This is a genomic window from Streptomyces sp. YIM 121038 (assembly GCF_006088715.1).
In the GTDB taxonomy this organism is placed as follows: domain Bacteria; phylum Actinomycetota; class Actinomycetes; order Streptomycetales; family Streptomycetaceae; genus Streptomyces.
Window position 1 is genome coordinate 2,600,513 of sequence record NZ_CP030771.1, and the last position, 16,259, is coordinate 2,616,771.

At 71.2% G+C, this 16,259-nt stretch carries 19 protein-coding genes; 2 read left to right on the top strand and 17 right to left on the bottom strand.

Translation table 11 applies throughout. The features are described 5' to 3' along the window. Positions 1–71: 71 nt before the first annotated feature. The 6 genes from C9F11_RS10755 to C9F11_RS10775 form a co-directional block, all read right to left on the bottom strand. Positions 72–863 (bottom strand): SGNH/GDSL hydrolase family protein, encoded by a 792-nt coding sequence (locus C9F11_RS10755; RefSeq protein ID WP_138959056.1) that lies wholly within the window; start codon positions 861–863, stop codon positions 72–74. A gap of 130 nt (positions 864–993) precedes the next feature. After that, positions 994–1,656, bottom strand: coding sequence for a hypothetical protein (locus C9F11_RS10760; RefSeq protein WP_138959057.1), 663 nt, complete (start codon positions 1,654–1,656; stop codon positions 994–996). Then, complete coding sequence (locus tag C9F11_RS47325) at positions 1,653–1,817, bottom strand: hypothetical protein (protein ID WP_171075698.1); 165 nt, start codon at positions 1,815–1,817, stop codon at positions 1,653–1,655. Before C9F11_RS47325 ends, C9F11_RS10760 begins: the two co-directional genes overlap by 4 nt. A gap of 171 nt (positions 1,818–1,988) precedes the next feature. After that, positions 1,989–3,188 (bottom strand): WD40 repeat domain-containing protein, encoded by a 1,200-nt coding sequence (locus C9F11_RS10765; protein WP_138959058.1) that lies wholly within the window; start codon positions 3,186–3,188, stop codon positions 1,989–1,991. Next, a complete protein-coding gene (locus tag C9F11_RS10770) occupies positions 3,185–3,739 on the bottom strand; it encodes a SigE family RNA polymerase sigma factor (RefSeq protein ID WP_138959059.1) in 555 nt (184 codons plus the stop codon). The genes C9F11_RS10765 and C9F11_RS10770 overlap by 4 nt, the downstream gene beginning before the upstream one ends. 121 nt (positions 3,740–3,860) lie before the next feature. After that, positions 3,861–4,463 (bottom strand): hypothetical protein, encoded by a 603-nt coding sequence (locus C9F11_RS10775; RefSeq protein WP_249401679.1) that lies wholly within the window; start codon positions 4,461–4,463, stop codon positions 3,861–3,863. Between the two features lie 152 nt (positions 4,464–4,615). On the opposite strand from C9F11_RS10775, the gene C9F11_RS10780 reads away from it, so the two are divergent. Beyond that, entirely contained in the window at positions 4,616–6,286 is a 1,671-nt protein-coding gene (locus C9F11_RS10780; RefSeq protein ID WP_138958190.1) for an IS1182 family transposase, read from the top strand. A gap of 68 nt (positions 6,287–6,354) precedes the next feature. Here C9F11_RS10780 and dapD read toward each other — a convergent pair whose 3' ends face one another. The 11 genes from dapD to C9F11_RS10835 all read right to left on the bottom strand — a co-directional run bounded on the left by dapD (position 6,355) and on the right by C9F11_RS10835 (position 15,284). Continuing rightward, positions 6,355–7,344: a 2,3,4,5-tetrahydropyridine-2,6-dicarboxylate N-succinyltransferase gene (gene dapD, locus C9F11_RS10785; protein ID WP_138959060.1), complete on the bottom strand. Its 990-nt coding sequence runs from the start codon at positions 7,342–7,344 to the stop codon at positions 6,355–6,357. Between the two features lie 312 nt (positions 7,345–7,656). Beyond that, positions 7,657–8,214, bottom strand: coding sequence for a TetR family transcriptional regulator (locus C9F11_RS10790; RefSeq protein ID WP_138959061.1), 558 nt, complete (start codon positions 8,212–8,214; stop codon positions 7,657–7,659). Further along, positions 8,214–8,534 carry a multidrug efflux SMR transporter gene (locus C9F11_RS10795; RefSeq protein WP_138959062.1) on the bottom strand — a complete coding sequence of 107 codons (321 nt, stop codon included), beginning with the start codon at positions 8,532–8,534 and terminating at the stop codon, positions 8,214–8,216. The genes C9F11_RS10790 and C9F11_RS10795 overlap by 1 nt, the downstream gene beginning before the upstream one ends. 129 nt (positions 8,535–8,663) lie before the next feature. Continuing rightward, the gene (locus C9F11_RS10800; protein ID WP_138959063.1) at positions 8,664–9,017 is read right to left on the bottom strand and encodes a metal-sulfur cluster assembly factor; all 354 of its coding nucleotides are present in this window, start codon (positions 9,015–9,017) and stop codon (positions 8,664–8,666) included. Beyond that, on the bottom strand, positions 9,014–9,484 hold the full coding sequence (gene sufU / locus C9F11_RS10805; protein ID WP_138959064.1) for a Fe-S cluster assembly sulfur transfer protein SufU: 471 nt from the start codon (positions 9,482–9,484) through the stop codon (positions 9,014–9,016). The genes C9F11_RS10800 and sufU overlap by 4 nt, the downstream gene beginning before the upstream one ends. Before the next feature lie 14 nt (positions 9,485–9,498). Then, the gene (locus C9F11_RS10810; protein WP_138959065.1) at positions 9,499–10,755 is read right to left on the bottom strand and encodes a cysteine desulfurase; all 1,257 of its coding nucleotides are present in this window, start codon (positions 10,753–10,755) and stop codon (positions 9,499–9,501) included. Continuing rightward, entirely contained in the window at positions 10,752–11,516 is a 765-nt protein-coding gene (gene sufC / locus C9F11_RS10815) for a Fe-S cluster assembly ATPase SufC (RefSeq protein WP_138959066.1), read from the bottom strand. Before sufC ends, C9F11_RS10810 begins: the two co-directional genes overlap by 4 nt. A gap of 7 nt (positions 11,517–11,523) precedes the next feature. Beyond that, complete coding sequence (locus C9F11_RS10820) at positions 11,524–11,841, bottom strand: bifunctional 3-phenylpropionate/cinnamic acid dioxygenase ferredoxin subunit (RefSeq protein ID WP_030687200.1); 318 nt, start codon at positions 11,839–11,841, stop codon at positions 11,524–11,526. Continuing rightward, entirely contained in the window at positions 11,838–13,022 is a 1,185-nt protein-coding gene (gene sufD / locus C9F11_RS10825) for a Fe-S cluster assembly protein SufD (RefSeq protein ID WP_138959067.1), read from the bottom strand. Before sufD ends, C9F11_RS10820 begins: the two co-directional genes overlap by 4 nt. A 76-nt stretch (positions 13,023–13,098) precedes the next feature. Further along, a complete protein-coding gene (gene sufB / locus C9F11_RS10830; RefSeq protein ID WP_138959068.1) occupies positions 13,099–14,520 on the bottom strand; it encodes a Fe-S cluster assembly protein SufB in 1,422 nt (473 codons plus the stop codon). Beyond that, positions 14,517–15,284 carry an ArsR family transcriptional regulator gene (locus C9F11_RS10835; protein WP_249401680.1) on the bottom strand — a complete coding sequence of 256 codons (768 nt, stop codon included), beginning with the start codon at positions 15,282–15,284 and terminating at the stop codon, positions 14,517–14,519. Before C9F11_RS10835 ends, sufB begins: the two co-directional genes overlap by 4 nt. A gap of 161 nt (positions 15,285–15,445) precedes the next feature. On the opposite strand from C9F11_RS10835, the gene C9F11_RS10840 reads away from it, so the two are divergent. Beyond that, positions 15,446–16,249, top strand: a complete 804-nt coding sequence (locus tag C9F11_RS10840) for an AAC(3) family N-acetyltransferase (RefSeq protein ID WP_138959070.1) — start codon at positions 15,446–15,448, stop codon at positions 16,247–16,249. Positions 16,250–16,259 lie beyond the last annotated feature (10 nt).

Here is a 16,259-nt window from a genome sequence, read left to right on the forward strand (position 1 = left end):
GTCAGTAGGGATGCGGGCCCGCCGTCCGGCCGCCCGCACCACCTACGTTCCAAGGTCAACCAAGGTTGAGGTCAAGCCCGTTCCGACAGCGTCACCACGTCGAGGCCCGGCCGCTTCGCGGTGTGCCCGTCGTTGCGCGGCACGCGCCACCGCCAGGCCCGCCGCCGCACCCACGGGCCCGCCGCCCCCGCGAGCCACCGCACCTCCTGCGCCGCGCCGCCGATCGCGGAGACCCGCGCGAGCGGCGGCAGCGGCCGGGCCCAGTCCGCGTACCCGGGGACGCCGAGCGCGTCGGCGACGCCCGCGGCGATCCGGGCGTGGCCGAGCGGGCTCGCGTGCATCCGGTCGGGGCTCCACAGCCGCGGGTCGGCCGTGATCCGCTGCGGGAACAGGTCGAGCACGACGACGCCGTGCCGGTCGGCGGCCGCGCGGATGCGGGCGTTGAGGTCCATCACGCGGGGCTGCGCGCGGCGCGCGAGCGGGGCGATGCGGCCGATGTCGGGGATGGTCACCGTGGCCACGCAGGCGCCCGCCCCGGTGAGTTCGGCGAACATCTCCTCCATGGTGCGGGCCGTGCGGGCCGCGTCGTAGCCCGGCCCGACCAGGTCGTCGACCCCGGCCACCACGGTCGCCAGGTCCGGCTTCAGGGCCAGGGCGGGCCCGAGCTGGTCGTCCTTCACCCGCTCCGTGACGCGGCCGCGCACCGCGAGGTTGGCGTACGAGAAGTCCGGGTGGCCGACGGCGAGGATCTCCGCGAGCCGGTCGGCCCAGCCACGGTAGCCACGGTGTTCGTCACCGTCGCCGAGCCCTTCGGTACGGCTGTCTCCGACGGCGACGTACCGCGCGTACGGATGCGAGGTCATGGCCCGAGGGTCCTGCGGAGTCGAGCGCTCCGTCAACGAGGCGTCGGCGCCCGCGGCGCACTCCGGCCACCGCCCGCCCCTCCCCGCCCAGGCGCCCCCTCCGCGCGCCCCCGGGGAGCGGTCCGCGCCCCTAGTCCGGCTCGCGCAGCCGCCCCAACTCGCTCTGGAACCAGTCGAGGCGGGCCTGGAGCAGGGCCGCCTCCGCGGTCAGCTCGGGCAGGCCGAGGCCCGCCGGGCCCGGCCCGGACGCCGCGGGGGCGGCGGTCACCCGCAGTCCCTCGCCCGCCGCGGCCGCGAACCCGGACAGGGTCACCGCCGCCCGGCCGCCGCCGCGCCCGCACCGGCCGCACACCCCTTCGAGGGCGCGCCAGCCGGGTCTGCCCCAGCCCGCGTCGGCGAGGCCGGTGGCGGCCGCGCCGCAGTCGCAGGGCTGCACGGTCACCGAGCGGACCCGCTGGCGCGCGGAGCGGAAGCCCCGTTCGAAGCGGATGTACGCGCCGAGCACCGCGACGCGCAGCAGGGCGGCCGTGCGGTGCTCCGCGGTGCACAGCAGCCCCTCGGCCTCGGCGCGGGCGTGCACGCTGTGGAAGCCGCAGTCGCAGCGCCGGTGCGGCGCGCGGTGCCGTCTGCCGTAGGCGCAGCGGGCCTCGTCGAGCACGCCGTAGGGCAGGCTGCCGCCCAGGGAGATGCCGGTGAAGGCGGCCCGGGTGCCGTCGTGGGACAGCATCGGGTGGGCGATCTTGTACGCGGTCGGCGGCTCCTTCGGGCGTTCCTCGGGAAGCCGGAGGCTCATCGGCCGACGGTCACCTCGTGCGCGACGGTCACCTCGTGCGCGGCGGCCGCCTCCCGCTCCTCGGCGTCCAGGACGAGCTCGGGCGTCTCTTCGTCGGCCGCCGCGCTCCCGCGGGGCTCTTCCTCGGCGATTCCGGTGGCGAGTGCCTTGCCCAGCCTCATGCTGCCTCCTGTGCGCGCGGTACGCGACGGACGTGTTCGCCTGGCTCCCGCCATGGTGACGCATTCGGGGGCGCGTTGGCACCGGCGCGTCCCGACTTCGCGGTCGCGCGCCCCCGCGGCCCGCCGACCGGGAGGGTCGACGGGCCGCGGTGACGGATCAGCGGGCGGCGGTCAGCGGGCGGCGGTCAGCGGCATCCAGCGCCCGAGGTAGTCGGCGGACGCCTTGCGGAAGCCGCTCAGCGGCACGGCCTTCTTGCTGCCGACGGTGACGAGCAGCAGCTGGCTGCGGTACTCGTTCTTGCCGCTGCACCTCTTGGGGTCGCAGCCGATGGTGATGAGGCGCTTGCTGTCGGCCCAGGCGAGCGGCTGCATGCCGGGCACGAGGCCGACCTTCTGGCCGGTCGTCGCGTTGATGATCCAGGAGCCTTCGGAGTCTCCGTCGACCGCGACGTGCTTCCCGTCGGGCGACAGACCGGCCTGGGACCAGCCCGCGAACCGCTCCCCCGCGGGCGGGGCCGTCCTCGCGCCGGACGTGGTGTACCACGCGCGGTTGTCGGACTTGCCGCCGCTGGACTTGGGCCGCTCGACGTAGAGCCTGGTGCCGTCGTGGCTCCAGCCGACGTCCTCACGGGAGTTGCCGTCGTAGTTGCCCCACTTGTCCGGCTTCGGCTGCCGCAGCGTCCGGAAGGGGCCGACCTCGCCCGAGCCCGCGTCGACGAGGTAGAAGCCGGTGCGGTTGCCTCTCGGGCGGTCGATCCGGTCGGGGTTCTTGCTGTAGGCGGTCGCCACGAGGCGCTTGCCGTCCGGGGACCACTCGACGCCCGCGACCGGGCGGTTCGTGGGGATCCAGCGCTCCACCTTCCCGGTCACGAGGTCGAGCAGGCCGATGCGCCAGGCGGGCAGTTCACCCTCCAGGACCGCGGCGGTGCGCATCCCGGGCGCCACGGCGGCCCAGGCCCACTTCGTGTCGAGCGCCTTGTACCGGCCCGTCTTCTGGTCGAGCACGGTGTAGTAGCGGGTGAACAGCTCTTGACCGTTCGACTGCTTGACCGCGCGGCTGGTGAAGTAGCCGGACACGGCGGTGTTCCCGGCCGCGATCAGGTCGCGCGGCGGCGACTGGTCGGGGTGGCCCACCACGTCCCCGGTGATCGACTCGCTCGCCGGGCTCGCCGTCTCCTGGCCGTCGCCCGTCCCCGGCACCGTCAGGATCGCGGCGACGAGGGCCGCCGTCACGGCGGCGGCCCCGGCGACGCCGCGCCGGTTGCGCCGCCGCCGGGCGGTCAGGACCCGGTCGGCGAGGTCGCCCCGTGGCGTGCCGCCCGCCGCGGCCTCCTCCTGGAGCGCCTCGCGCACCAGCTGCTCTACGTTCACGGACGTACCTCCACAGGTGAGATGTCACGGGGCGGCGCGGTCTCGGCGAACGCCGGGCCGAGCGCCGCGAGCTCGGGCGCGAGGGCGCGCAGCCGGGCCAGCGAGCGGTGCGCGGTGCTGCGGACCGTGCCGACGGAGCAGCCGAGGATCCGGGCCACGTCGGCCTCCGGCAGGTCCTCGAAGTACCGCAGGACGAGCACGGAGCGCTGGCGCGGGGTGAGCCGGGCGAGCGCGCCGCGCATCACGACGCGCAGTTCGGCGGCGCCCTCCCCGCCGTCGCCCGCCCGCTCCGGGGGCTCGGCGACGGCCACCTCGCGGCGCGGCCACTTCAGCCGCCAGCGGCTGACCTGCTGCCGGTAGAGGACCTGCCGGACGTACGCCTCGGGCTCGTCGAGCCTGCTCCACCGGTCGGCGACCTTCACCAGGGCGTTCTGCAGCAGGTCCTCCGCGGCGTGCCGGTCGCCGCCGCTGAGCAGGACGGCGGTCCTCAGCAGGGCGCCGGACCTGCTCTCCACGAACTCCCGGAAGCGGTCCTGGCTTTCGGCATCCATCGTCACCTTCTCTTCTCCGGCGGCCTCACTGCCCCCTCTGCTGTGGATGACGTGCGAGGACCCGCGTCGCTATGCCTGGTGCGCGACGCGGGTCCGGGGGCCGGGTGCGGTGACCGGGCTCTCAGTCGGAGAGCGGGTTCCTGGGGAAGCCCTTCGCCTTGGTCCACTTCAGCCGGTGCTCGTGGTACTTGAACGTGACCTGCTTGCCGTTCTTGGTGATGTCGGCCTTGGCCCAGCCGTCGAAGCTCCTGGTGAGGTGGCGGTCCCACTTCGTCAGACGGCCGGTGGAGACGGCGGCGAGCGACTCCTGCGGGGGCTCGCCGTCGTAGCAGTACAGCGCCCAGTCGGCGATCGCGGCGACCGTGCCGGCGCGGTGCTTGAGCGTGATGCCCTGGCAGACGTCGGTCTTGGTGCGATAGATGTTCTTCGGCTTGGACCAGCCGCGTTCCTTGGGGCTGTAGTCCTGGACGTACAGACCCTTCTTGTCCAGGTAGTGCATGGCCACGCGGCGGCCGTCCGGGAGCTTCAGCTGCGACTCGAAGCGATCCTTGGGGCCGCCATAGTGGATGTCGGTGTGCTGGAGCTTATAGCTGTGACTCCCCTTGGGCTTGGTACCCGCGCCCTTGGCACCCGCGTCCTTGGCCACGCTCGGCCCGCCCCCGGCGAGCAGCAGCGCCACCGCCGCGCTCGCCGACACCAAGGCCTTCGTTCCCGATCTGTTCATTCCGATCTCCCCTCCGTTTCGCGCAGCATACGCACGAAGGGCGCCCCACCGGTGAGGGATGCCGTTGGCGAATTCGGGGCTCTGCGTGACGTCGGCCTTCAAGACCTGGTTGTGGTCTTGAAGGCCGACGTTGTCGTATGGGGTGGGTGTCGATGTCGATGCGTCCGATCGGAGATGGGGAGATCCCCGCGGAGACGGTGCGGGTGGCCCAGGCGGCGTTCCCGAAGGGCAGTCTGGCGATCCGGTTGCGGGATGAGCTGGGGGTGCTGTTCCGGGACGAGCAGTTCGCGGATCTGTTCCCGTCCCGGGGCAAGCCGGCCTGGTCCCCGGGCCGGCTCGCGCTGGTGTCGGTACTCCAGTTCGCCGAGGGGCTGCCCGATCGGCAGGCGGCCCTGGCGGTGCGGGCCCGGATCGACTGGAAATACGCCCTGGGCCTGGAGCTTACCGACCCGGGCTTCGACTACTCCGTACTCAGCGAGTTCCGCACCCGGCTGGTCGAGGCGGAAGCGGGGCAGCAGGTCTTCGACCACGTCCTGGAGTCCGCCCGGAAGGCGGGAATGCTGAAGGCGCCAGGCAGGGCCCGCACCGACTCCACCCACGTACTGGCCGCGATCCGGTCGCTGAACCGGCTGGAGTTCGTCATCGAGACCCTGCGCGCTGCGCTCAACGCACTCGCCGCTGCGGCCCCCAACTGGCTGTCCGCCCACGCTGATCCGGCCTGGTTCGACCGGTATGCCACCCGGCCGGAGGACTACTGGCTGCCCTCCGGCAAGGCCAAGCGGACCGAGTTGGCCGAGCAGACCGGCCGGGACGGCATGCGCCTGCTGGCCGACGTGCACGCCGCCGGGGCGCCCGTGTGGCTGCGCGAGCTGCCCGCCGTCCAGATCCTGCGCCGGGCCTGGGTTCAGCAGTACGTGTTCGATACGGAGGGCGAGGTGCGATGGCGGGACCCAAAAGAGTGCCCGCCGGGTGCTCTTCGCCTGGTCAGCCCCTATGACACCGACGCTCGCGCGAGTGTGAAGCGGGATATCAAGTGGGACGGTTTCAAGGTCCATTTGACCGAGACCTGCGATGCGGACACGTCTCACCTGATCACGAACGTGCTGACGCAGGACGCTACCGTCCAGGACAGCACGGCCACCAACCTGGTCCACGACGCCCTCGCCGCCAGGGACCTTCTGCCCGGCGAGCATCTACTGGACGCTGGCTACATCGACGGACCCCGCATCGTCACCGCCGATCGTCAGTACGGCATCACCCTGACCGGCCCCATCCGCGGCAACACCACTGCCCAGGCCAGCGGCCCCTACAGCCAGAGCGCCTTCGCCATCGACTGGCAGAGCCAGACCGTGACCTGCCCGAACGGCAAGAACGCCACCCAATGGCGGGACAAGATCTCCGATCGTGGCGCCCCCATCATCATCGTCCGGTTCTCACCCGCTGACTGCCGCACTTGCCCCGCGCGCCCCGAGTGCGTGAGCTCACCCCGAGCCGCGAGAAGGGAAATCACCCTGCGGCCCCGGGCCGAACACGAGGCGATCCAACAGGCCCGTGCAGCCCAGGGCACTCCCGAGTGGCGGGAACGCTACGCGGCCCGCAACGGCATCGAGGGCACCCTCTCCCACGCTGTTCACACCGCCGGTCTGCGCCGGTGCCGCTACCGCGGACTCGCCAGAACCCGCCTCCAGCACCAGCTCACCGCAACCGCGATCAACCTTGCCCGCCTCGACGCCCACCTCACCGGAACACCCCTGGCCCGGACCCGCACCAGCCACTTCGCACGACTTCGCCCCGCCGACCAAACGATCGACGGGGCGAAGTAGCAGGACCCCGAATTCGCCAACGGCATCCCGGTGAGGTGGGGCGCCCTTTTCGTGCGGGACCGTGACGGTCAGTTGTGGCTGTGCAGCACGTCGTTCAGGCCGCCCCACACCGCGTTGTTCGGCCGGGCCTCGACCGCGCCGGTGACCGAGTTGCGGCGGAAGAGGATGTTCGAGGCGCCGGACAGCTCGCGGGCCTTGACGATCTGTCCGTCGGGCATGGTCACGCGCGTGCCGGCCGTGACGTACAGGCCCGCCTCGACGACGCACTCGTCGCCGAGCGCGATGCCGACGCCCGCCTCGGCGCCGATCAGGCAGCGCTCGCCGATGACGATGCGGACGTTGCCGCCGCCGGAGAGCGTGCCCATGGTGGAGGCGCCGCCGCCGATGTCGGAGCCGTCGCCGACGACGACGCCCGCGGAGATGCGGCCCTCGACCATGGAGGTGCCGAGCGTGCCCGCGTTGAAGTTCACGAAGCCCTCGTGCATCACGGTGGTGCCCTCGGCGAGGTGCGCGCCGAGCCGGACGCGATCGGCGTCGCCGATGCGGACGCCCTTGGGGGCGACGTAGTCCGTCATGCGCGGGAACTTGTCGACGCTCGTCACCGCCAGGTGCAGGCCCTCGGCGCGGGCGTTCAGCCGGACCTTCTCCAGGTCGTCGACGGCGACCGGGCCCAGCGAGGTCCAGGCGACGTTGGCGAGGAAGCCGAACATGCCGTCCAGGCTGGCGCCGTGCGGCTTGATCAGGCGGTGGCTGAGCAGGTGCAGACGCAGGTAGACGTCGTGCGCGTCCAGCGGCTTCTCGTCGAGCGAGGCGATGACCGTACGGACGGCGACGACCTCCACACCGCGGCGGGCGTCCGGGCCGATCGCCTTCGCGGCGCCCTCGCCGAGCAGCTCCACGGCACGCTCGGCGCTCAGCCGCTCGCTCCCGGCGGGGCCCGGCTCGTCGACGAGCTCGGGGGCGGGGAACCAGGTGTCGAGCACGGTGCCGTCGGCGGCGATGGTGGCGAGCCCGGCGCCCACGGCGCCGGTGGTGCGGGAAGCAGTCGTATCGGTCATGGGTGAAAACCTAACCGGGCCGCCCCCACGGAAGCGAACCGGCACCCACCCACGGCCCGCGCAGCCCACGGCCCGCGGCACACGCCCACCCACGGGGCACACCCCGACCCCGACCCTGCCCGCGACACACGCCCATGGCCGGACCGCGGCACACGCCCTGCCACCGCCGCCCCTGCCCCTGCCCCTGCCCACAGCGCAGGCACCACCCCCGACCGCGGCGCACGTCCGTGGCCGGACCGCAGCACACGCCCCTCGCCGGACCGCGGCGCCCAGCCCCGCCGGGCCACCCGCGCGTCAGCGCGGCCCCGCGGATCAGCCGCGCCCCGCGGCAGGCCCGGCCAGCAGCCGCCCGAACATCTCCCGGGCGTAGGCCTCGTCGTAGGTGTCCCCCGCGAGCAGCACCTGGAGGCAGATGCCGTCCATCAGCGCGCTCAGGCCGCGCGCGGTGGCGGTGTCGGTGTGCTCCCGCAGCAGATCGATCAGGCCGCCGCACCACTCGCCCGCGACGGGCCGCAGGACGGGCCTGCGCAGGGCCGCCAAGTACAGCTCGTACTCCAGCTCCACGCCCTGGCGCCGCCCGAGGAGCCACTCCCCGAGCAGCGCGGCCAGCTCGCCCGCGACGTCGGCGTCCGGGCCCCGCAGCAGCCCGCGGGCGCCGACCGTCTTCGCGTACGCCTCGCTGGACTGCCGCAGCGCGGCCACGAGCAGCTCGTCGAGCGTCTTGAAGTGGTACGTCGTGGACCCCAGCGGCACATCGGCCTCGACGGCGACGGACCGGTGGCTCAGGCCCGCGATCCCCTCCCGGCCCACCAGACGGATCGCCGCGTCGATGATCCGCTGCCGCCGCTCGGGGTCGTACCGCCGCCCCACTAGTGGGCCCCTCCCAGATTCAGCACGACGACGCCCGCGATCACGAGGGCGATCCCGGCGAACTTCACCAGGCTCGTCGACTCCCCCAGGAACAGCATCCCGATGGCGGCGACGGCGGCGGTCCCGATCCCCGCCCAGATCGCATAGGCGGTCCCCACCGAGAGGGTCTTGAGGGTCTGGGCGAGCAGCGCGAAGGCCAGGACGTACCCCACCACGGTGACCAGCGAGGGCCACAGCCTGCTGAACCCCTCGCTGTACTTCATGGCCGTCGTCCCGGCCACCTCCGCCGCGATGGCCGCGGCCAGCAGTCCGTATCCCATGCGTACGAGAGTACATATCGTTGCGTACGGCTGTACACAAAAAACGGGAACCGGCATGCGACGAGGCCCCCGCGCCCAGGGGCGCGGGGGCCTCGCGAGCCCGGGGAGCACGCTGCTCCGCAGGGGACCTCAGACGTTGAACCCGAGCGCCCGCAGCTGCTCGCGGCCGTCGTCGGTGATCTTGTCCGGGCCCCACGGCGGCATCCAGACCCAGTTGATCCGGAGCTCGTTGACGATGCCGTCCGTGGCGGACTTCGCCTGGTCCTCGATGACGTCGGTCAGCGGGCAGGCCGCCGAGGTGAGCGTCATGTCGATGGTGGCGATGTTGGCGTCGTCGACGTGGATGCCGTAGATCAGGCCCAGGTTGACGACGTCGATGCCCAGCTCGGGGTCGACGACGTCGTAGAGCGCCTCGCGGACCTCTTCCTCCGAGGCGGGCTTGGTCGTGAGGCCCTCTTCAGAAGCCACAGTGTTCTCGCTCATGCCGTCTTCCTTTCGGCGTCGGCGTCGGCCCCCAGGGCCTGCGCCGTCGCGTCCTTCCACGCCATCCAGCTCAGCAGAGCACACTTCACGCGCGCGGGGTACTTGGAGACCCCGGCGAACGCGACCGCGTCCTCCAGGACCTCCTCCATCGCGTCGTCCGGCTCCAGCTTGCCCTTGGACTGCATCAGCTCCAGGAACACGGCCTGGATCTTCTGCGCCTCGGCGAGCTCCTTGCCGACGAGCAGCTCGTTCAGGACGGACGCGCTGGCCTGGCTGATGGAGCAGCCCTGGCCCTCGTACGACACGTCGCTGATGCGCGAGCCCTCGTACTTGACGCGCAGCGTGATCTCGTCGCCGCACGTCGGGTTGACGTGGTGCACCTCGGCGTCGCCGTCGCGCAGACCACGCCCGTGCGGGTGCTTGTAGTGGTCCAGGATCACGTCCTGGTACATCGAATCCAGCTTCACTCCGAGCCAGCCCCTCAGCCGAAGAAGTTCCGTACGTGCTCCAGGCCGTCGACCAGGGCGTCGATCTCGCCGGGCGTGGAGTACAGATAGAACGACGCTCGCGTGGTCGCGGGAATTCCGTAGCGCAGGCACACGGGACGGGCGCAGTGGTGGCCGACCCGGACCGCGATGCCCTGCTCGTCGAGGACCTGGCCCACGTCGTGCGGGTGGATGTCGCCGAGCGTGAAGGAGATCGCGGCGCCCCGGTCCTCGGCCGTGGACGGGCCGATGATCTTCAGGTCCGGGACCTCGAGCAGGCGCTTCACCGCGTACTCGGTGATCGCGTGCTCGTGCCGCTCGATCTTGTCCATGCCGATGGCCGTGAGGTAGTCCACGGCCGCGCCGAGGCCGACGGCCTGCGCGATCGGGGGCGTACCCGCCTCGAACTTGTGCGGCGCGGGGGCGTAGGTCGAGGAGTGCATGGACACCGTCTCGATCATCTCGCCGCCGCCGAGGAACGGAGGCAGGTCCTCCAGGAGCTCCTGGCGGCCCCACAGCACGCCGATGCCCGTCGGCCCGCACATCTTGTGGCCGGTGAAGGCCACGAAGTCGGCCTGGAGGGCCTGCACGTCCAGCGGCATGTGCGGCGCGGCCTGGGAGGCGTCGATCAGGACGAGCGCGCCGACCTCCTGGGCGCGGCGCACGATCGCCTCGACCGGGTTGACCGTGCCCAGGATGTTGGAGACCAGGACGAAGGAGACGATCTTCGTCTTCTCCGTGATGACCTCTTCGATGTTCGACAGGTCGAGCCGGCCGTCGTCGGTGAGGCCGAACCACTTCAGCTTCGCGCCCGTGCGCTGCGAGAGCAGCTGCCACGGCACGATGTTGGAGTGGTGCTCCATCTCCGTGATGACGATCTCGGTGTCGTGGTCCACGCGGTAGGGCTCGTCGGCCCAGCCGAGCATGTTGGCCACGAGGTTGAGCGATTCCGAGGCGTTCTTGGTGAAGATCACCTCGTCGCGGCTCGGCGCGTTGATGAACGCCGCGACCTTGTCACGGGCGCCCTCGTACAGCGCCGTGGCCTCCTCGGCGAGGACGTGCACGCCGCGGTGGACGTTGGCGTTGTGCTGCTCGTAGTACTCGCTGAGTACGTCGATGACCTGGCGCGGGGTCTGGGACGTGGCCGCGTTGTCCAGATAGACGAGCTTCTTGCCGTCGTGGAGCGAGCGCTCCAGGATCGGGAAGTCCTTGCGGAGCGCCTCGGTGTCGAGGAGACCCGGCAGCTGTGTCACGCGGACGCGCCTCCCTTCACGTACGCCTCGTAGCCCTCGGCCTCCAGCTTGTCGGCGAGCTCGGGGCCGCCGGACTCGGCGATGCGCCCGTTCGCGAACACGTGGACGAAGTCGGGCTTGATGTAGCGCAGGATGCGCGTGTAGTGCGTGATGAGCAGGGTGCCCACCTCGCCCGTGTCACGGACGCGGTTGACGCCCTCGGAGACGACGCGCAGGGCGTCGACGTCCAGGCCGGAGTCGGTCTCGTCGAGGATCGCGATCTTCGGCTTGAGGAGCTCCATCTGCAGGATCTCGTGGCGCTTCTTCTCACCGCCGGAGAAGCCCTCGTTCACGTTGCGCTCGGCGAAGGACGGGTCCATCTGGAGCCCGGCCATCGACTCCTTGACCTCCTTCACCCAGGTGCGCAGCTTGGGGGCCTCGCCGCGGATCGCCGTCGCCGACGTGCGCAGGAAGTTGGAGACGGAGACGCCGGGGACCTCGACGGGGTACTGCATGGCGAGGAACATGCCCGCGCGGGCACGCTCGTCGACCTCCATCGCCAGGACGTCCTCGCCGTCGAGGGTGACGGTGCCCTGCGTGATCGTGTACTTGGGGTGGCCCGCGATGGAGTAGGCGAGGGTCGACTTGCCGGAGCCGTTCGGGCCCATGATGGCGTGCGTCTCGCCCTGCTTCACGGTCAGGTCGACACCCTTGAGGATTTCCTTGGTGCCGTTCTCGACCTCGACGGTCACGTGCAGGTCGCGGATTTCAAGCGTTGCCATGGGTGCCTCAGGACTCCTGGGAGAGGGAGACGAGCACGTCGTCCCCTTCGATCTTTACGGGGTAAACGGGGACGGGGCGCGTCGCGGGAAGGCCGGACGGCTTGCCGGTGCGGAGGTCGAACGCGGAGCCGTGCAGCCAGCACTCGATCTGGCAGTCCTCCACCTCGCCCTCGGAGAGCGAGACGTTCGCGTGCGAGCAGATGTCGTGGATCGCGAACACCTCACCCTCGGTGTGGACGACCGAGACCGGCGTGCCGTCGAGTTCCACCCGCTTCGGGGTGTCCTCCTCCAGCTCGCTCAGTCCACAGGCGCGTACGAACGTCATGCGACGGACGCCTCCAGCTCCTCTTCGATCTTCGCGATGAGCCGCTCCTCGATGTCGGCGACACCGATCTGCTGAACGAGCTCGGCGAAGAAGCCGCGGACCACGAGGCGGCGCGCCTCGTGCTGCGGGATGCCGCGCGCCATCAGGTAGAACAGCTGCTCGTCGTCGAAGCGGCCGGTCGCCGACGCGTGGCCCGCGCCGACGATCTCGCCGGTCTCGATCTCCAGGTTCGGCACCGAGTCGACCCGGGCGCCGTCCGTCAGGACGAGGTTGCGGTTCATCTCGTAGGTGTCGGTGCCCTCGGCCGAGGCCTCGATGAGGACGTCACCGATCCACACGGCGTGCGCGGCGTCGCCCTGCAGGGCGCCCTTGTAGACGACGTTGGACTTGCAGTGCGGGACGTTGTGGTCGACCAGGAGGCGGTGCTCCTGGTGCTGGCCCGCGTCCGTGAAGTACAGGCCGAACAGCTCGGCCTCGCCGCCCGTGCCCGCGTACGCCACGCGCGGGTGGATGCGGACGACGTCACCGCCGAAGGTGACGACCACGGACTTGAAGGAGGCGTCGCGGCCCACGAGCGCGTTGTGCTGCGCGACGTGCACGGCCTTGTCGTCCCAGTCCTGTACGGAGACGACGGTGAGCTTCGCGCCGTCGCCGAGGACGTAGTCCACGTTGGCGGCGAGGACCGCGTCGCCGGAGTGGTCGATCACGACGACGGCCTCGGCGAACGCGCCCAGCTCGATGACCTGGTGGCCGAAGGCGGTGCCGCCCTCGCCGTGCACGGCGATGCGGATCGGCTCGGAGAGCACCGTCTCCTTGGGGACGGTGACGACCGAGGCCTTCTCGAAGGACGAGTACGCCTGGGCGGCGATCCGGTCCACCGGGGTGCCCGCCCTGCCCAGGCGCGCGTCGTCGCGGCCGACGGTCTCGACGGTGACGCCCTCGGGGGCCTCGACCTCGACCTTGACGCCCTCGCCGGTGGCGACGGCGGTGCCGTCGTGCAGCCCGCGCAGGCGCTCCAGCGGAGTGAACCGCCACTCCTCCTCGCGGCCGTGCGGCACCGGGAAGTCCGCCACGTCGAAGGACGGGGGCGCGCTCATACGGGTGGCGACGGTGGACTCGGCGGCCACCGCGATGGTGCCGGCGGTGGTCGATCCCACCGGGATGTTCTGAGCCTCAGCCATGGCTGTCGTGGTGCTCTCTCTCTGCGTGTTGCGATCCTCGGCCCGCTGGGCCGCTAGCTGCTGGAACGGCGGCAGGTCAGCCGACCGAGCCTTCCATCTGCAGCTCGATCAGCCGGTTGAGCTCCAGGGCGTACTCCATGGGGAGCTCCTTGGCGATCGGCTCGACGAAGCCGCGCACGATCATCGCCATGGCCTCGAACTCGGTCAGGCCACGGCTCATCAGGTAGAAGAGCTGGTCCTCGGAGACCTTGGAGACGGTCGCCTCGTGGCCCATGGACACGTCGTCCTCGCGGACGTCCACGTAGGGGTAGGTGTCCGAGCGGGAGATCGTGTCGACGAGCAGCGCGTCACAGAGCACGTTCGACTTCGATCCGGCGGCGCCCTCACCGATCTCGACGAGGCCGCGGTACGAGGTGCGGCCGCCGCCGCGCGCCACCGACTTGGAGACGATGTTGGAGGACGTGTTCGGCGCCATGTGGACCATCTTGGAGCCGGCGTCCTGGTGCTGGCCCTCGCCCGCGAAGGCGATGGACAGGGTCTCGCCCTTGGCGTGCTCGCCCATCAGGTAGACGGCCGGGTACTTCATGGTGACCTTGGAGCCGATGTTGCCGTCGATCCACTCCATGGTCGCGCCCTCGTAGGCCACGGCGCGCTTGGTGACCAGGTTGTAGACGTTGTTCGACCAGTTCTGGATCGTCGTGTAGCGGCAGCGGCCGCCCTTCTTCACGATGATCTCGACGACGGCGGAGTGCAGCGAGTCCGACTTGTAGATCGGCGCCGTGCAGCCCTCGACGTAGTGGACGTAGGCGTCCTCGTCGACGATGATCAGCGTCCGCTCGAACTGGCCCATGTTCTCCGTGTTGATGCGGAAGTAGGCCTGGAGCGGGATCTCGACGTGCACGCCCTTGGGGACGTAGATGAACGATCCGCCGGACCACACGGCCGTGTTCAGCGCGGCGAACTTGTTGTCACCGGCGGGGATGACGGTCCCGAAGTACTCCTTGAAGAGCTCCGGGTGCTCCTTGAGCGCCGTGTCGGTGTCCAGGAAGATGACGCCCTGCTCCTCCAGGTCCTCGCGGATCTGGTGGTAGACGACCTCGGACTCGTACTGCGCGGCGACGCCGGCGACCAGGCGCTGCTTCTCCGCCTCGGGGATGCCGAGCTTGTCGTACGTGTTCTTGATGTCCTCGGGCAGGTCCTCCCAGGACTCCGCCTGCTTCTCCGTGGAGCGCACGAAGTACTTGATGTTGTCGAAGTCGATGCCCGACAGGTCCGAGCCCCAGTTCGGCATGGGCTTCTTCTCGAAGAGCTTCAGGCCCTTGAGGCGCAGCTTCGTCATCCACTCGGGCTCGGACTTCTTGCCCGAGATGTCGCGGACGACGTCCTCGCTCAGACCGCGCTTGGCGGCGGCACCGGCCGCGTCGGAGTCGGCCCAGCCGTACTCGTAATTGCCCAGGCCCTCGAGCTCAGGGTGGGCAGTCTCCGTGGGGAGAGTCATGCGGGGTTCCTCCCGGCCGTGCTTGCTGATGCGTGGTTGGTGGTCTGTGGGGTGCTGTGCGGGACCTCGCCGCGCGGGATGAACGTCGTGCAGACGCCGTCGCCGTGGGCGATGGTGGCGAGTCGCTGGACGTGCGTCCCGAGCAGCTGGGAGAAGATCTCCGTCTCCGCCTCGCACAGCTGCGGATACTGCTCGGCGACGTGGGCGACCGGGCAGTGGTGCTGGCAGAGCTGCTCGCCGCTGTGCGGATGGGGTGCGCTACGCGCCGTAGCAGCGTACCCGTCCGAGGTCAATGCCTTCGCCAGTGCCTGGGTGCGGTCCGCCGCGGGGGCGGCGTCCATCGCCGCCCGGTACGCCTTCGCCTGCTCGGCGACGCGGGCCCGGGCGAACGCGACGACCGCCGCCTCGCCGTGCGTCTCCCCGATCCAGCGCAGGGCGTCGGCGGCCAGCTTGTCGTAGGACTGGTCGAAGGCGTCCCGGCCGCAGTCGGTGAGCGCGAAGACCTTGGCGGGGCGGCCGCGCGTGCGCGCGCCGTAGACCCGCTTCTCCCGGCCCTCGACCACGTTCTCCTGGACGAGGGCGTCGAGGTGGCGGCGGACGGCGGCCTGGGTCAGGCCGAGACGGCCCGCGAGGTCGGCCACGGTGGACGGGCCGTGGTCCAGGATGGAGCGCGCGACGCGGTTGCGCGTGGACCGCTCACCGGTCGCGAGCTCTTCCTGGGGAGCCCCCGGAGGGGTCTCCTGAGCCTCGCCAACGTTTTTCACAACGCCATTGTTGCGTAATTCCTCAGAGCCTGACAACCCGTGCCCCGGCCACCGAGCGGTGCGGTGCATCACTTAGGTTCACCTAAGCTGACCTGCGGAAACGATCATCGATCGATCAAATCAGTGGCGCTCGCGAAAGCTTTCCACAACACTTCTTGAGCATGTCGACACCCCCTGTGACCGGCCCTTTGTGTACGCGCGCCACGCTCGCCGAGGAGCTGCGCGCGCTCGGCGTGCGACGCGGCGACACGCTCTTCACACACACCTCGCTCAGCTCGCTCGGCTGGGTCTGCGGCGGCGCGGAAACAGTCGTCCTCGCCCTCCTCGACGCCCTCGGCGACGAGGGCACCCTGGTGGTGCCCACGCACTCCTCGGACAACTCCGACCCGGCCGAGTGGCAGCACCCTCCCGTGCCCGAGGAGTGGTGGCCCCTGATCCGCGACGCCATGCCCGCGTACGACCCGCGCACCGCCCGCGTCCGCGGCGTCGGCGTCGTCCCCGAGACCGTGCGCACCTGGCCCGGCGCCGTCCGCAGCGCCCACCCGCAGACCTCCTTCGCGGCCGTCGGGGCCCGCGCGAAGGAGCTGATGGCCGAGCACGCCCTCGACTGTCGCCTCGGCGAGCGCAGCCCCCTGGCCGCCCTGGAGGCGACGGGCGCGCGCGTGCTGCTCCTGGGCGCGGGGTTCGACGCCTGCACGGCCTTCCACCTGGCCGAGTACCGCCTGCCCGCACCCGAGGTCGAGAACTCCTTCGCGGTCATGACGGACGAGGGCCGCCGCTGGCTCACCGTGCGCGAGCCCGCCATCTCCGAGGAGCGCTTCGACGAGCTGGGCGCCGCCTTCGAGAAGGAGCGCCCGGTGACACGGGGCCTGGTCGGCGCCGCCACGGCCCGCCTCTTCCCGCTGCCCGACGCGGTCGCCTACGCGCGGGGATGGCTGGCCGAGCACCGGCCGTACACCGCCTGACCGGGCCGCA

What these genes read in the sequence shown, in the direction of transcription:
- C9F11_RS10820 (WP_030687200.1), bottom strand. Translation starts at nt 11,841, where the DNA reads ATGACGTTCGTACGCGCCTGTGGACTGAGCGAGCTGGAGGAGGACACC.
- sufC (WP_138959066.1), bottom strand. Translation starts at nt 11,516, where the DNA reads ATGGCAACGCTTGAAATCCGCGACCTGCACGTGACCGTCGAGGTCGAG.
- C9F11_RS10840 (WP_138959070.1), top strand. Translation starts at nt 15,446, where the DNA reads ATGTCGACACCCCCTGTGACCGGCCCTTTGTGTACGCGCGCCACGCTC.
- C9F11_RS10775 (WP_249401679.1), bottom strand. Translation starts at nt 4,463, where the DNA reads ATGAACAGATCGGGAACGAAGGCCTTGGTGTCGGCGAGCGCGGCGGTG.
- C9F11_RS10755 (WP_138959056.1), bottom strand. Translation starts at nt 863, where the DNA reads ATGACCTCGCATCCGTACGCGCGGTACGTCGCCGTCGGAGACAGCCGT.
- C9F11_RS10795 (WP_138959062.1), bottom strand. Translation starts at nt 8,534, where the DNA reads ATGGGATACGGACTGCTGGCCGCGGCCATCGCGGCGGAGGTGGCCGGG.
- C9F11_RS10800 (WP_138959063.1), bottom strand. Translation starts at nt 9,017, where the DNA reads ATGAGCGAGAACACTGTGGCTTCTGAAGAGGGCCTCACGACCAAGCCC.
- C9F11_RS47325 (WP_171075698.1), bottom strand. Translation starts at nt 1,817, where the DNA reads ATGAGGCTGGGCAAGGCACTCGCCACCGGAATCGCCGAGGAAGAGCCC.
- sufB (WP_138959068.1), bottom strand. Translation starts at nt 14,520, where the DNA reads ATGACTCTCCCCACGGAGACTGCCCACCCTGAGCTCGAGGGCCTGGGC.
- dapD (WP_138959060.1), bottom strand. Translation starts at nt 7,344, where the DNA reads ATGACCGATACGACTGCTTCCCGCACCACCGGCGCCGTGGGCGCCGGG.
- sufD (WP_138959067.1), bottom strand. Translation starts at nt 13,022, where the DNA reads ATGGCTGAGGCTCAGAACATCCCGGTGGGATCGACCACCGCCGGCACC.
- C9F11_RS10760 (WP_138959057.1), bottom strand. Translation starts at nt 1,656, where the DNA reads ATGAGCCTCCGGCTTCCCGAGGAACGCCCGAAGGAGCCGCCGACCGCG.
- C9F11_RS10780 (WP_138958190.1), top strand. Translation starts at nt 4,616, where the DNA reads ATGTCGATGCGTCCGATCGGAGATGGGGAGATCCCCGCGGAGACGGTG.
- C9F11_RS10770 (WP_138959059.1), bottom strand. Translation starts at nt 3,739, where the DNA reads ATGGATGCCGAAAGCCAGGACCGCTTCCGGGAGTTCGTGGAGAGCAGG.